13 protein-coding genes are annotated in these 15,555 nt (G+C 46.8%); 3 read left to right on the forward strand and 10 right to left on the reverse strand.

The window, feature by feature from the left end:
- Nucleotides 1-9: 9 nt before the first annotated feature.
- The 7 genes from yidD to HMPREF0650_RS10530 all read right to left on the reverse strand — a co-directional run bounded on the left by yidD (nucleotide 10) and on the right by HMPREF0650_RS10530 (nucleotide 9,410).
- Complete coding sequence (gene yidD, locus HMPREF0650_RS10495) at nucleotides 10-228, reverse strand: membrane protein insertion efficiency factor YidD (RefSeq protein ID WP_004350642.1); 219 nt, start codon at nucleotides 226-228, stop codon at nucleotides 10-12.
- A 29-nt stretch (nucleotides 229-257) separates the two neighbouring features.
- Nucleotides 258-671, reverse strand: a complete 414-nt coding sequence (gene rnpA, locus HMPREF0650_RS10500) for a ribonuclease P protein component (RefSeq protein WP_040563192.1) — start codon at nucleotides 669-671, stop codon at nucleotides 258-260.
- An 8-nt stretch (nucleotides 672-679) separates the two neighbouring features.
- On the reverse strand, nucleotides 680-1,429 hold the full coding sequence (locus HMPREF0650_RS10505) for a uroporphyrinogen-III synthase (protein WP_004350645.1): 750 nt from the start codon (nucleotides 1,427-1,429) through the stop codon (nucleotides 680-682).
- 7 nt (nucleotides 1,430-1,436) lie between these two features.
- Nucleotides 1,437-2,459 carry a DUF4271 domain-containing protein gene (locus HMPREF0650_RS10510; RefSeq protein WP_004350646.1) on the reverse strand — a complete coding sequence of 341 codons (1,023 nt, stop codon included), beginning with the start codon at nucleotides 2,457-2,459 and terminating at the stop codon, nucleotides 1,437-1,439.
- A gap of 6 nt (nucleotides 2,460-2,465) precedes the next feature.
- Nucleotides 2,466-3,722, reverse strand: coding sequence for a methionine adenosyltransferase (metK, locus tag HMPREF0650_RS10515; RefSeq protein WP_004350649.1), 1,257 nt, complete (start codon nucleotides 3,720-3,722; stop codon nucleotides 2,466-2,468).
- A gap of 930 nt (nucleotides 3,723-4,652) precedes the next feature.
- On the reverse strand, nucleotides 4,653-7,475 hold the full coding sequence (locus HMPREF0650_RS10525) for a M16 family metallopeptidase (protein WP_004350650.1): 2,823 nt from the start codon (nucleotides 7,473-7,475) through the stop codon (nucleotides 4,653-4,655).
- A gap of 51 nt (nucleotides 7,476-7,526) precedes the next feature.
- Nucleotides 7,527-9,410, reverse strand: a complete 1,884-nt coding sequence (locus tag HMPREF0650_RS10530) for a DEAD/DEAH box helicase (RefSeq protein WP_040563206.1) — start codon at nucleotides 9,408-9,410, stop codon at nucleotides 7,527-7,529.
- A gap of 292 nt (nucleotides 9,411-9,702) precedes the next feature.
- Between HMPREF0650_RS10530 and HMPREF0650_RS10535 the strand changes: the two genes are divergently transcribed.
- Nucleotides 9,703-10,584: a PfkB family carbohydrate kinase gene (locus HMPREF0650_RS10535; RefSeq protein ID WP_040563196.1), complete on the forward strand. Its 882-nt coding sequence runs from the start codon at nucleotides 9,703-9,705 to the stop codon at nucleotides 10,582-10,584.
- Nucleotides 10,585-10,678: 94 nt separating this feature from the next.
- Here the strand turns inward: HMPREF0650_RS10535 and HMPREF0650_RS10540 are convergent, their stop codons facing one another.
- From HMPREF0650_RS10540 to xerA, 3 genes are all read right to left on the reverse strand, one after another.
- Nucleotides 10,679-11,719, reverse strand: a complete 1,041-nt coding sequence (locus tag HMPREF0650_RS10540; protein ID WP_004350653.1) for a YeiH family protein — start codon at nucleotides 11,717-11,719, stop codon at nucleotides 10,679-10,681.
- Nucleotides 11,720-12,250: 531 nt separating this feature from the next.
- Nucleotides 12,251-13,141 (reverse strand): LysR substrate-binding domain-containing protein, encoded by an 891-nt coding sequence (locus HMPREF0650_RS10545; protein WP_004350654.1) that lies wholly within the window; start codon nucleotides 13,139-13,141, stop codon nucleotides 12,251-12,253.
- 34 nt (nucleotides 13,142-13,175) lie between these two features.
- On the reverse strand, nucleotides 13,176-14,141 hold the full coding sequence (gene xerA, locus HMPREF0650_RS10550; protein ID WP_004350656.1) for a site-specific tyrosine recombinase/integron integrase: 966 nt from the start codon (nucleotides 14,139-14,141) through the stop codon (nucleotides 13,176-13,178).
- Between the two features lie 108 nt (nucleotides 14,142-14,249).
- On the opposite strand from xerA, the gene aroQ reads away from it, so the two are divergent.
- Both aroQ and HMPREF0650_RS10560 read left to right on the forward strand, forming a co-directional pair.
- Nucleotides 14,250-14,666, forward strand: a complete 417-nt coding sequence (aroQ, locus tag HMPREF0650_RS10555; protein WP_004350657.1) for a type II 3-dehydroquinate dehydratase — start codon at nucleotides 14,250-14,252, stop codon at nucleotides 14,664-14,666.
- A gap of 229 nt (nucleotides 14,667-14,895) precedes the next feature.
- Nucleotides 14,896-15,537, forward strand: coding sequence for an O-methyltransferase (locus tag HMPREF0650_RS10560; RefSeq protein WP_004350658.1), 642 nt, complete (start codon nucleotides 14,896-14,898; stop codon nucleotides 15,535-15,537).
- Nucleotides 15,538-15,555: the final 18 nt, after the last annotated feature.

The raw sequence follows: 15,555 nt of genomic DNA on the forward strand, positions 1-15,555 counted from the left end.
AAGAGAAACTTACGGTACCGGATCGTATCCACTACCACCCCACGGATTACATCGTAAGATGCGCCATACGGCCAACGCCAACCCCTTGAATGGGCCATGCTTGATGATGGCCTGCCGTGCATATTCCGAACATGTCGGTGTGAATCGGCAAGACGGGGGCGTGTAAGGCGTGATGAATTTCTGATAAAACAAGATGGGAGCCAGCAAGATTCCTTGGAGAATCCGCATCAAACCATGACTTATAGACTTGAGAACATTCACAGTTTATCAGCTACTCGTTTTAATAAGACCTGCATACTTCGCTCCACGGTGTCCGTATCATGAAGCTCATCAGACATCCAGATAAAGCCCAATAACAGCTGACGATTGGGGGAATCTGCCATAGATGACACCACAATCTCTTTGTTCTGCCGATATGCCTCACGCACTTGTCGCTTCACGCGGTTGCGTTTAACGGCTCGCTTGAAGTGCCTTTTCGACACACTCACCATCATCTTGACGGGCACTACATGTTGTAAATCGCCATCAGGTTGATCGGTCAGCAAATAAACAACCCTTAAAGGGAACACCGAAAAGGATTTGCTTTTGCCTCCGGTGAAGAGCTTTTCCAGCTGAGTTCTACTGCATATCCGCTCCCACTTACTAAGTTTAAAAGGCCTATCGGTCGGCAATTGACTTTCTATTTTTTATTTTTTTTCAGATAAGCCTTCAAGGCTCCCGTCATCGAAGGATTGTCTGCATCGGGTGCTTTCAAGTCCAATCTAAACCCTTCTGCCTCAACTGCCTTGCATGTGGCAGGCCCAAAGGCACCAATCTTGATGTCTCCTTGCTCAAAATGAGGCACGTTTTTTTGCAATGCCTTTACGCCGGTAGGACTGAAGAAGATAATCATATCGTAATCAAACGTCTTTACTTCCTCTTCTGTCATGTCATTGCTCACCGTTCGATACATCACACATTCGGTATGTTTGAGCTTCTTTGCGTCCAACAAGTTCTTGAGATCATCGTTGTGAACACTACTCATCGGAACGAGATACTTCTCGGTTTTATGCTTGACCATCAACGGAACCAGGTCGGCAATCTTGCCACTCGTTCCAAAAAACACCTTGCGTTTGCGATACTGTACATATTTCTGGATGTACAGCGCAATGGTTTCAAGTACACAGAAGTACTTCATGTCTTCCGGTATGGTGATGCGCATCTCCTTGGCCAGCGTGAAAAAATGGTCTATCGCATGGCGAGAAGTGAACACAATAGCTGAATAATCGAGAATGTTAATGCGTTGCTTACGAAATTCTTTTGCAGAGAGTCCCTCCACTTTGAAGAAGGGTCGGAACACACACTTCACACCATATTCCTTCTCAATATCATAATACGGCGACTTCTCACTTGTTGGTTGGGGCTGTGATACTAAGATTTTTTTGACCATCAGTGTCCTAAAAATTTACTTTAAAATGATTGTTTGCCAATCCAAAAACTCCCCACAAAGCGAGCATTGGAATGATTTCAAGTGCACAAAAGTACAAAATTATTTGCACAAAAGACCCCGTTTGACGGAAAAAGATGGCATACGACTTATAGAGCGTAAGCAATTTAATCAGCACGATGACAATAATTGCATAAATAACAGCACTTTTCATCGAGACATCGAAATATGACAATAACATGACAATGGGAAATAATGCCACGCCTTCCATCGATACCAAGAACAACCGCACCTTCATCCATTGTCCGTTTTTTTTCCTATCAAAGAACACCCAGTTGGTGAATGTATAGACCAAGGTCTTCGCCATGAAATACAAAACGAGGGCTGCGGTATAAATACCCATGATCTGGTAGTATTCCAGCACAAAGATATCGGTGACGTAGGTGCGTGAATAGAAAAAGAACAAGAGGGCCAACAGCAGGCACGTTTGAAAGACAAAAAAGAACTGGAACCGTATCTCTTCGCCCGTTTCCGTGACTTCCGTCGTCCGTCCGCGTGGTTGATAAAAGAAGGTCTTGACCTGCTTTTCCAAGAACCTCTTAGACTTTGAAAAGGCGAGCATGGCCAGGATAAAGCACCCGAGCAGCACACCTGTAATCAAGTCGTCACCCGACACCGTGTACGGAACAGGGTCACCGACCACGCCCACGCGCCCTCCATCGAGTTCGGGATGGAACATCGAGTCTTTTGAAAAGAACGACTCCTTGTAATATTGCGGCAAACTGACATCACGAAAGCTCTTCCCTACCGGATGACCCGGCAAGTGAAGGGTATCCGGCATCTGGCTCCAACTGATTTTGCTGGGCTTGATATGGGCCTGAATGGCCGAGTCTTGTTGTGCCGGAGTGGCATCTTTGGGCAACCACTTCAGCACCTGTGCCGGCGTAAGCTGCTTGGGCTGTCGCGCCATAGAGGACCCAGTATGCGCAGTATCGGCAACGATTGACTGTGAAAGAGAGTCGGTCTGCAACATTTATTCTTAAATACCGAAGGCTTGTTTGATGCGCTCCACGTCGTCCAGCTTCTCCCAAGTAAACAGTTCTACCTGCATGACTTTCGTCTCATGATAACGACTTTCAAACGTTTTTTCCTTCACTTCGTACTGTCGTCCCATGTGTCCGTAAGCCGCTGTCTCGAAATAAATAGGATTGCGAAGGCCGAATTTCTTCTCAATGGCTTTCGGTCTAAGATCGTACATTTCACCAATCTTCTGGGCAATCTCGCCATCTGTCATCCCAACTTTGCCGCGTCCGTACGTATCTACATAGATGTTGATGGGCTTAGCCTCACCAATGGCATAACTAATCTGCACCAACACCTCGTCAGAAACGCCTGCCGCTACCAGGTTTTTTGCAATATATCGTGAAGCGTAGGCTGCCGATCGGTCCACCTTACTGGGGTCTTTGCCCGAGAATGCTCCGCCACCGTGGGCACCTTTCCCACCGTATGTATCTACAATAATCTTCCTTCCGGTGAGCCCGGTGTCGCCATGAGGCCCGCCAATGACAAACTTTCCCGTAGGATTCACATAATATAAGATGTCATCATTAAACAGTGCGCGCGTCTTATCGTCACACGCTGCCTTGACACGGGGTATGAGAATGTTGATGACGTCGGCCTTAATTTTGGCCAACATGCGGTCGTCGTCGCTGTCAAACTCATCGTGCTGCGTACTCACCACAATGGTGTGGATGCGACGGGGCGTGTGGTCGTCGTTGTATTCTATCGTCACCTGGCTTTTCGAGTCAGGTCGAAGATAGGTCATTTCCTTGCCTTCCTTGCGGATATCGGCCAGCACTCGCATGATAAGGTGAGCCAAGTCCAGCGACACTGGCATGTAGTTTTCGGTTTCGTTGATGGCATAACCAAACATCATGCCTTGGTCTCCGGCACCCTGTTCGTCCTCATTCGCACGATTCACCCCACGGTCAATGTCCTCACTCTGTTCGTGAATGGCCGACATGATGCCACACGAATCGCCATCAAACTGATATTCCGATTTGGTGTAACCTATCTTCTTGATGGTTTTGCGCGCGATGGTTTGCAAGTCAACGTATTCTTTCGAGCGAACCTCTCCCATGATCACAACCTGTCCGGTGGTCACAAAGGTCTCGATAGCGCAATGTGCGTCACTATCGTAAGCCAAGAACTGATCGAGCAAAGCGTCTGAAATTTGGTCAGCAACTTTATCTGGATGTCCCTCTGAAACTGATTCTGATGAAAATAAATAGGCCATATCTATGATTCTTGTTGTTTGTTGAACATGCAAAGTTAGCAAAAAAAACACAATCTGTCACGCATCTGCTTTATTTTAACTCCTTTATAGCGTTTCCGCATGCTCGCCAAACGAAGCCAACACACAATAGGCCATTGGTATGGAAGCACTATGTTTACACGCCTTTGAATGATGGTTCTGAGAAACGTTACCCAAAAGGTGACAACGGCAAGAAGCGGGCATGTCCAAATTGTTTTCATACATCTTTGACTCGTTTGACTGACACTTTTTGTCCTAAAAAAGTGCCTATAAAACGGCATGTGTAAAGTGATGAAATAGAAAAATTAACTATGCTTACAGGATGCATCAATGGGATGAAAAGCGAAGAAAATCGATATTTTCGACTTAAAACATCGAAAATTACGGCCTATTTGCATGTGTTTGGTCTGTCATTCACATGGGTTTGCAGCGTTAAAGCATTGCTATTGCCAGCCAATCTCAATGCTATTGCACAAAAAACGCAGGTCAAAAAGGATTGAAAAACCGATAATTCCACTCAACAAATTGATACACACAGCATTACAAAACAGCCTCATATTTCCCATATTTACAGCAAGCAGGGATGTTGTTCGCAAATACGCCAAAGGTGAAGAGGTGTTTGTCAAGAAAAAGGACAATTGAAATTCCGCCCTGAGCATGGGCGTTTTGGTTCAATATGATGAAACGGTTACGGTATCGTAGGGGCGAGACTGCGGACGGAACATGTTGAATTATGCCCCTATGTAGGGTTCATCTTTTGATGTGTCAACATCGTAACGTGCCGTAACCTGCCACAAAGAAAAATGCCATTGAACTATTGATCAAGTTCAATGGCAATACCTGTGAACAAACAAGCTAACCACTCCCCTCCCTTTTGGGGAGGGGTTGGGGGTGAGGCCGTCACCCTATCGCTTACTTGTTTTCTTCCGGCAACATGGTTACCGAGATGTAGTTTCCGGCCTTCAAGAATTCTTTCATGAAGGCGGCGATGGACTGTGGTGTCTGTGCGCTAATCACCTTTTTATAGTCAGTGTGCGAGTCAATACCGTGCTTACGATACAAATCCACCACACCATTCCAATAACGATTGGTCTTAGCCACATCATCCGCCTGCTTCAGCATCACGGCTTTAATCTTGTCAACCATCGTGGCATCCACCGTCTTGGTAAGCTCTTGCACGGCACTCTCCATGATGTTCAGGGCCAAATCCTTCTTCTCTGGCTTCATGGGGCAAACGCCCAATAATTGAATCACATGATAATCATCGTCGATGGTTGCGGCACCTTGCGCCCCACACGAGTAGGCTGCACCAGCATCCTCACGAATCTTCTGCAAATAAACCATCGACAACACCTGTCCGGCGATAGATGCTTTGACATCATTCTCCAAGGTGTAAGGCATATCTTCGTTGTACCATATCTTATAAGCCGTTGACTTAGGTGTTTCCATCTTGCGCTTGAAGGTGTTGTCTATCTTGCCTTTCTGCAAGAAGGTGACGCGATGTCCCTTCACAATCTTATTCTGTGAGGGCAGACTGGCAATGTATTGACAAATCAAGGGTCGGATGGCAGCCTCGTCATAGTTGCCTATGAGGGTGAATGTCCATGCTGCCGCATTGGCCGTACGCTCCTTAGCCATGGCCAAGATGCGGTCGTAAGATACGTTTGGCAGGTCATCTGCTTTGACAGGAGTCAACCGTGGATTGTGTCCATACATCGTCGCCGTGAGCGAATCAGAGAGGGCCACCTCCGGCGAGAGCGAGCGATTTTTCAGACTTACCTTGTACTGACTGATGAGGTTGTCGTACGATTTCTGGTCTTTGTTGATGCCAGTGAAGTAGAGATACAGCATTTGCAGCATCGTTTCTACATCCTTGGGCGTGGACGACCCCGATGCCGAGCTATTCTTAAAACCCAATGATAGGTTGACATTGGCAATCTTACCGGCCAATGCTTTTTGCAGTTCGGTCAGCGAGAACTGTCCCAATCCGCTATTTGCAATCACTTCATCAAACATCTTGGCGTTGAGATAATCCTTCTCACCGTATAACGAAGAGCCTCCAAAGCCCTCTGCCGACAACAGCACCTCATCCTTCTTCAAGTCGGTATGCTTGAGCACAACCGTCGCACCGTTAGACAGTTTCAGCTCTGTGTACCCCAATTTGTCGTTCTTCTTCTCACTCTTGATGGTTCCAGGGGTCGGTTTTTTCGTAATCAACGGTTCGTTCTTCACGTTGTCAACGTATGCCGTTACCTGCTGTTGTTTGGCCGTTTGGAGAGCAGTGAGCAGTTCTTGACGGGTTGGATACACAGCACCCTCTTTCTCGTTGTTAAAGTTCACAATGACAATGTTGCTGTCGTTCTTGGGAATCAGCTGCTTCATGTATTCGTTGACCGCCTCAACTGGAATGGCTGGAACCATCTGCTTCATCAATTGATAGGTATAATCGATGGACGGCATAGGCTCGTTGGTCAAGAAATAACCCAGACATTCATTGAAAAACTGCGTGTTCTTGCGCTTGTCTTTGTTGCTGTATGCCTTGTCAAGGCTACTCAACAGGTCGGCTTTATAGCGATCGTATTCGGTTGGGGTGAATCCAAATTCGACTGCACGGCGTGCTTCTACCACGGCTGCGGTGAGCGAAGCGGCAAGTTGAGAGGGGTCTTTGGGTTGAGCAAAGATACTGAACGCATCTTTTGTCTTCGCGAAAATATAGTTGTCATCACTGGCTCCAGCACCCACGTATGGGCAGTCTGCCTTTTGTGCTGCTTCGGTATAGCGATCGTTCAGCATGTTGAGTGCGGCTCCTTTCAAATAACCATAGAAGATGTATTCAACGGAATTTTTCAACGAGTCGGGGTACGTATCGTGTTTGAACATCACCTGTACGTTGTTGGTTCGCTGCTCTTTATCCTTGTCAATGATAACGATTGGCTCAGCAGTGTCAGGTACTGGCTCGTTCAACACAGGAGTTTGGTTGGCTGGGTTCTTGATACCACCGAAGAGTTTCTTGATCATTGCCTCGGTATGATCAACGTCCACGTCGCCAATCACAATGATGCCTTGGTTGGATGGATGATACCATTTCTCGTAATAGTCGCGCAATTCCTTGGGTGAGAAGTTGTCTACGACACTCATCAGACCGATAGGATAACGCACACCGTACTTACTTCCGGGATACAGTTTGGGCAGATTACGCTCAAACATGCGGCTCTGTGCGCTGGTTCGCAGTCGCCATTCCTCATGTATCACACCACGCTCCTTGTCTATCTCCTTTGGATCGAGTGTCAAACCCGTAGACCAATCGCGCAAAATCAACAAGCAAGAATCGAGCGAACTCTGCCGGGTAGTGGGCACATTGTCAATGTTGTAAACTGTTTGGTCGATGGAGGTGTAAGCATTGAGGTCGCTTCCAAACTCCACACCAATGGAGCGCAAGTACTCAATGAGGTCGTTGCCTTTGAAGTTGTCGCTGCCATTGAACGCCATGTGTTCCAAGAAATGCGCCAGTCCTCGCTGACTTTCTTCCTCTTGAATGGACCCCACCTTCTGTGCAATATAAAAGTTTGCACGGTGTTCGGGCCAGTTGTTGTAACGAATAAAATAGGTTAAGCCATTGTCGAGCTTACCCATTCTCACAGCAGTGTCTACCGGTACGGGCGGCATCTGCATCTGGGCATGCAACATTCCTGCACACAACAGAAGCAAAGCACTAAAAAGATGTCTGATTTTCATAGGTAAAATAATTTTATAAAATGGAAACTTATATTTATTATTGCATCGTCACTATTTCTTTCTTGGCTTGCGGCGTGCCCAACCTTCTTCGGAGAAATCGGGGGTCTCGCCCTTGAATTTCACCTCGGGCTGCTGGAAGAACTGTCGCCAGTCGCCAGTGTCTTCCTGCTGATAAGAGGGATGTTTCGTGCTTTTTCCATTCTTGCGTCCACCCTCCGCACGTCTACCTGCAGCCCTTCCGCCACCTCTTGTGGCTTGCGATTTGCGTCCATGACCTTCCTCGTTGGCATCATTGCAGCGCACCTCTCTACCCTTGTAGATTGCTCCCGACAAAGAACGCATCACCTTGTTGGCATCTTTTTCGGGTACTTCGATATAGGATATTTTTCCCAACAGGTCGATATGTCCCACCTGCTGCCTACCTTTTACATGCTGGTTAATAAACTGCATCACCTCTCCGGGATAGAATCCATCGTCCTTACCCAAGTTGATAAACAGCCTACGATAACCTTTTTCGGGCGTTCGAGAGCGGCCTCCGCCTCGCTCCGAGCGAGCTTTTCTGCCACCACGCATACCCTTTTCCTCACCTCTGTCACCACGTTTGAGCGAGGGTTTCTCTATCTCTGGCGCATTCGCATAGTAATCCAAGAAGCGTCCAAACGTCAAACTGACAATCTTCTTGATGATATCATCCTTGTCGACATATTCAAAGTGTCGGTTAATTTCAACCATAAAGGGCGCAATCTGCTCTTCGTCAACATCAATCTTCTCGATGTCGTGCATGGCTTTATACAACTGCTTGGCGCAAATTTCCTGTGCGGTAGGCAATGTTCCATCAACAAATTCCTTGCCAATTATTTTCTCCACGGCACGCACTTTGGAACGCTCACGGGTGTGAATAATGCAAATAGAAGTACCTTTCTTCCCCGCACGGCCCGTTCGTCCGCTACGGTGCGTGTAATTCTCGGTATCATCGGGCATGCCATAGTTGATGACGTGCGTCAGGTCGTCCACATCCAATCCACGTGCAGCCACATCGGTTGCCACCAACAGCTGGGTGACGTGTTGACGAAACTTCTGCATGGTGAGGTCGCGCTGTTGCTGACTCAAGTCGCCATGCAGCGCCTCTGCGTTGTATCCATCCTTGATAAGTTTGTCAGCAATCTCTTGCGTTTCTATCTTTGTTCGGCAGAAGATAATGGCAAAAATGCGTGGGTAGTAATCCACGATGCGCTTCAGTGCCAAGTATTTGTCACGCGCATTCACCATATAATAAATGTGGTTCACGTTCTCGGCACCTTCGTTTCGGCTTCCCACTACAATCTCCTTGTAGTCACGCAAGTAAGTCTTGGCAATCTTTTCTATCTCGTTGCTCATGGTTGCCGAGAACAACAAGGTGTTGCGGTCGTCGGGAACACCTGCCAAAATGGTATTGATACTCTCCGAGAAACCCATGTTCAGCATCTCATCAGCCTCATCCAACACCACATTGTTTACATGATCGAGCTTTGCTACCCCACGGTTCATCAGGTCGATAAGTCGTCCCGGAGTCGCCACAATGATTTGCGCACCATGTTTCAGTGCATGAATTTGGGTGACAATACTGGCACCTCCGTACACGGGTTCTACGTGTAGATTCTTGATATATTTAGCAAAATCCTTCAAGTCATCAGCGATTTGCAAACACAGTTCGCGTGTAGGACTTAAAATAATGGCTTGTGTATGCTTGCTGTCAACATCTATTTTCTGCAAAAGGGGCAAGCCGTATGCTGCCGTTTTACCTGTTCCTGTCTGTGCTAATGCAATTACATCGTTCTTGTTTCCCAACAAATAAGGGATGACCTCTTCTTGTACTGGCATGGGATGTACAAACCCCAGCTCCTCAATGGCGCGGCGAATCTCTTCGCTAACGCCTAATTCTTCAAATGTCTTCAAATTCTTTTCTTTAATCGAGTACAAAGGTACGGCTATTCCATGGATGCGCAAAGCAAATACCTTTATTTCTATCTATCGTGATACAAACATTAACATTCGGCATCGTTTTGATTATCAATGCCAAACAAACATGATGCGGCGGAACGACACTCTGCGATGAACAAAAGAAGAACCAACGCCTCATACCCATCAAAAACACGACACGATTCTCTCCCATTTCATTTTTTTTGTAAAGCTAATCCTTTGATATTCGCTGTTTTTAAGTATCTTTGCCACAAATAAGGTACATACGATGACAGATATATGTTGTTTGGGTCATATCACGAGAGATAAAAATACAACACATAAACAGACCGTTTCCATGTCGGGAGGCACTGCTTATTATGTTGCTTATGCTTTCAACCATCTTCCCTCGAAGGTTAGTTTTCAGTTAGTAACCAAGGTGGGTAGCGAAGATATGCCAGTGACACAAGAAATGAAAGAGGCGGGTATTGACGTGAAAGTTTACCCCAGTGAACACACCGTTTTGTTTGAAAACATCTACGGAGAGAATCAAAATACTCGCTCACAACGTGTATTAGCGAAGGCTGATCCCTTCACCATTGAGGAGATGAAGCCGTTAACGGGAAAGATATACCACATCGGTTCTCTTCTAAATGACGATTTCTCACCCGAGGTAGTGAAGTATTTATCTACCAAAGGACAAATCTCTATAGATGCACAAGGCTATCTTCGGGAGGTTCGCGGACAAGATGTTCACCCCATTGACTGGAAAGACAAGCTGGAAATTTTGGCATGTACGGACATCATCAAGGTGAATGAACACGAAATGGAGGTCATCACGGGACTCAAAGACGCACGCCAAGCAGCCAAACAACTACACGCATGGGGTGTTAAAGAGGTCATCGTGACACTGGGAAGTGAAGGGTCTATCATTTATGCCAACGACCGTTTTTACGACATCCCAGCCTATGCACCGAGAGAAGTAGTAGATGCTACGGGGTGTGGCGACACTTACTCGGCTGGCTTTTTGTACTGTCGGTCACAGGGAATAGGGTTTGAAGAGGCAGGAAAGTTTGCCGCTGCCATGTGTACACTCAAGTTAGAACACAGCGGACCTTTTGACAGAAGCATTGAAGAGGTGCGAGCTATTATCAGAAAGCACGAGAAATAAGGACACTTCGTCATTGGCAAATATAGAACAACGCCACTTGGTTTACTGAAACCAAGTGGCGTTGTTCATCAAAAGGACTTTTATATCAAGTACCTTATATATTCATCAGCATAGGAACGACATATTTAGCCAAGCAATAACCACCGCCAATGAGCCAAACAAATAAGATGGCTGCCAACAGAAAAGGCTTGGCTCCTGCTTTCTTAAATTTGTCAAAACTGGTTTCAGCTCCTAAAGCTGTCATCGCCATGGTTAAGAGAAAGGTATCAAACTGATTAATCCATTCTACCAAAGCAACGGGCAACAGATTGAACGAATTGAACCCGATGACTACCAAGAACAAGATGGCAAACCATGGAATGGTAATCTTTCCTTTGGCTTGTTCTGCGGAATCGCGTTTGGTAAGATTACGGGCAACCGTCCAACTAATGACCAACAAGGCGGGCACGAGCATCATCACCCGAATCATCTTCACGATGATAGCGGTGTTGGACACGCCCTGCCCCATGGCATTGCCTGCGCCCACGACATGCGCAACCTCATGAACGGTAGAACCGGTGAAAAGCCCCATCAGCTCGGGCGACAGGTCAAAGACACCGTTGCGATATAACACTGGATAGAGAAACATCGACAACGTACCAAAGATGACCACGGTAGACACAGCCACAGCTGTTTTATAGGGTTTGGTATTGATGGCCGACTCGGCACCCAGCACAGCCGCCGCACCACAGATGCCACTGCCAACGGAAGTGAGCAGAGCGATACTTCGATCCATCTTTAACAGCTTACCAATCAGCACACCGCCACAAACGGTCACGGTTACGATGATGGCATCGATGAGAATGGCAGGCAACCCCACGGCCGTGACATCCTGAAAAGTGAGCCTGAAACCGTACAAAATGATGCCAATTCGCAAGATGCGTTTGGAACAGAACAGGATTCCCGGAACCCATGTGTCAGGTAAATTGTTGCGCAAACTGTTGGCATAGAGCATGCCAAGGATGATGCCGACTATCATCGGACTGAACGATAGGCTTTTTACAAACCCCATGTCGCCAATATAGAACGCGGCTAACGAAAACAAGGTAATCAACAGTACGCCATGCAGCATGCTGCTTCTTTTTTCACTAAGCATTGATTTTACTTTTTAATGATTGAGTGGCAAAGGTACACAAAAATCGCTAATGCGACGTATAGTAAATAACTATAACTCATAACCTGTAGTTATAACGACAAGAACAACACAACTTTCAGCCGCCTACATATCTATACAACCACACAGAAAACTTTGCGTTTTTTAACTAAAATCCTTGACCTATTCCGCACGAGGCATCAGATTTTTCAAAATATCGCAAAAATGTACCGCGCTCATTATCAACACTTTGCGATTTTTGCCCCTACAAAATGCTCGGTAAAGACGGCCTTTTTCCTCGTAATCTCTATGCATTCGGTCATCAATCTGCATGCTTTTGGAGCATAAAAGCATAGAGATTGGCTGGCAAAAGCATGCTACTAAGTTTTCAACACGCAAAATGTACTCTGAAAAACACATATTTGCCGTCTTGTTTTTTCTATTTAACAGAAAACTCGATGCAAAACCAGCCTGTATAAAAATGAGCGTTTCTGCAACTTTTAACAGTTTCCTTGAATCGCATTTTAACAGGACTCACCTCTTACATTCTGACGTAACAAACCGCTTGAAGACATTGACCAATTGGCCGCTCTCACCGTGTTTTTCTACAAAAACAAAATCTCTTTCCAGCTTCACATCCTCTATCTCGATTACCTTCAATTCACCTTCCAGCACCTCTTTCCGCACCGCGCGGATGGAAATGATGCCCATGCAGTTGGAATGCAGAATGAATCGCTTGATGCTTTCGGTACTGCCGAGGTATAGCTTAACATTCATGTCTGCGAGCGTTAACTGGTGTCTTTTCAGTTCACGCTCGAAGACATCGAGCGTACCCGACCCCATCTCGCGCAACACCAGCGGCTGTCGACACAGATCACCGATAGTGATGGAACTACGCTGCGTCAGCGGATGTCCCGACCGGACAATGGCCACCAACTCGTCTTTCATCAGAAAAGAATACTTGCAGGGCGGCTGCCGCACGATGCCCTCTACCAATCCAATGTCTATCTTACCATCCATCAAGGCTGCCTCTATCTCCCGTGAGTTGCCACTGATAACCGAGACGTCCGTCTGCGGGTAAGCTTTGAGAAAGTTGGCCAGCATCTGGGGCAGCTCATACTGCGAGATGGTGGTGCTGGCCCCAATGCGTATTCCACCACTGACGCGCTGCCGCAGACGGTTCATCTCAAAGTCGAGTCGCTGGTAATCGGCCGCCAACACGTCGCTATGCTTCAGCAACAGTCGCCCAGCCTGTGTCAGCGAGATGCGGTTGCCCAGTCGGTCGAACAGCCTGACATGATAAGCGGCCTCCAGCTTCTGGATGTGCTTGCTGATGGCAGGCTGACTGATGTAGAGCTCTTGTGAGGCCTTGGTGAAGCTCAGATGGTGAGCCACACTTCTAAATACTTGTAAATCGAGATTCATGAGAGTTTGCATGTTCATTTTGGTCAGCATGCGCCTACTGTTGACTTTCAAGGTCGTTGGCAGACGGTCTGCTGGCCTCATCGGGTCTATCTTTGGCGTTTCGCGGGTGATGCAGGAGTATCTCCTCGCGCAAGGTCGTGGTGTCAATGTGCGTATAGATTTCAGTGGTGCCAATGCTTTCATGTCCCAGCATCACTTGAATGGCGCGGAGGTCGGCCCCACCTTTCAGCAGTTCGGTGGCGAACGAGTGGCGAAGGGTGTGCGGAGAGATGGTTTTCTGGATGCCAGCCTCCTGAGCTTGGCGTTTTAGCATGATGAGAATCATGGTACGCGTGAGATGAGCACCACGGCGATTGAGGAACACATAGTCTTGTTCACCAGGTTTTATTTTCATCAAATTGCGGTCGAGAAACCAAAGATTCAATTCTTTGATGGCTTTGGGCGAGATGGGTACAAGCCGTTCTTTGTTGCCTTTGCCGGTGACGCGGATGAAGCCTTCGTCCAAATAAAGATTGGAAAGTTGTAGGTTGACCAGCTCTGACACACGCAAACCGCACGAGAACAACACCTCAATGATGGCCTTGTTGCGCTGTCCTTCGGGCTTAGATAGGTCGATGCTGTTCTCTATCATGTCAACTTCCTCGGTGGACAACACCTCCGGCAGATGCTCCCCAAGCCGCGGAGACTCCAATAACTCGGTAGGATCTTGCTCGATGTAGCCGTCAAGAACCAGGAAACGGTAGAACGAACGCACCCCACTTAGGATGCGAGCTTGCGAAGTTGGACCGATATCGTGTTCGTGCAACTGGCCCGCGAAGTGCTGTAAATCTTCCAATCGTACGTCTAAGGGGCTTATCTCCTGCTGTTCACAGAACGATAAGAGCCAGCCCAAATCGTTTTGATAAGCTATCAATGTGTTGGGTGAGTAATTGCGTTCCAGCTTCAGATAGCGGGTATACGACTTCACGATATCTGTTGTTGTTTTCTTGTTGCTTTCCATTTTTATGCGTATTTTTGCAACATACACCTGCCACGCATTCACGCCGCATCAAAGAAAGAAAAGCGCGGGTGGCAGCAATACTGCAAAGATAAACAAATAAGGCGAATTATGAAAATAATGATCATCAACGGCCCGAACCTCAACTTGCTGGGCAAACGGGAACCAGACATTTACGGCAACCGCTCGTTTGACGAGTTTTTACAGAAGTTGCGCCACGATTTTACACAGATGGAGATTGATTATTACCAAAGCAACATCGAGGGTGAACTCATCGACAAGTTGCAAGAGGTGGGCTTTTCGTACGATGGCATCGTGCTCAACGCAGGTGCTTACACCCACACCAGCATTGCCTTGCTCGATTGTATCCGCTCGCTCACCACACCTGTCGTAGAGGTTCATATCTCGAACGTGCACGCCCGAGAGGAGTTTCGCCATAAAAGCATGATTTCATCGGCATGCCTTGGTGTCATTGCAGGCTTTGGGTTGAACTCGTACAAATTGGCCATCGAGGCAGTAGCTGGATAGTTGATAAGTGTACAAGTTCACAAGTTGACAAGTTGACGAGTTAATGGCTTGCTAAAGGAATGAACTAGAAATAGCCCAACAAAACAACTATGGATAGTTGACAAGTTAACGAGTTCACAAGTTCACGAGTTAATGGCTTGTAAGAGGAATGATCATGAAATACTCCAACAACAAAACTATCAACTTGTCAACTCGTAAACTTGTCAACTCGTAAACTAAATAACTACCTATGGATACTGAATTAGAACGTTATCTGCTCGCACACATTGATGCCGAAGGCGATTATCTATACCGCCTATATCGCGCCACAAACATCCATACTGTGCATGGACGCATGGCGAGTGGACATTTGCAAGGACGACTACTCAAGATGTTGGTGGAGATGATTCGGCCTAAGAATGTTTTAGAAGTAGGTACCTTCAGTGGCTACAGTGCCATTTGTATGGCAGAGGGATTGGGTGAAGATGGACAACTGTATACGTTTGAAATCAACGATGAAATGGAGGATTTTACACGACCATGGATAGAAGATAGTCCTGTGGCATCAAAGATTCAGTTCATCATTGGCGACGCAAACGTGGAAGCTCCTAAGCTAAATGTCGTGTTTGACATGGCGTTTATCGACGGCGACAAGCGCACCTATATAGAAACATTCGAAACGGTATTAAAGCTATTGCGGCCCGGTGGATTCATTCTTGCTGACAATACGTTGTGGGATGGGCATGTGATAGATCCGCACTATCAACACGATCAGCAAACACAAGGAATCGTCCATTTCAACGATTTCATCGCTCAAGATGCACGAGTGGAAAAGGTTATCTTGCCCATTCGCGACGGTTTGACCATCATTAGGAAGAAGTTAAACGAATGACAAGAAGCTCTTAAAAGG

This window comes from Hoylesella buccalis ATCC 35310, from assembly GCF_000177075.1.
GTDB lineage: Bacteria > Bacteroidota > Bacteroidia > Bacteroidales > Bacteroidaceae > Prevotella > Prevotella buccalis.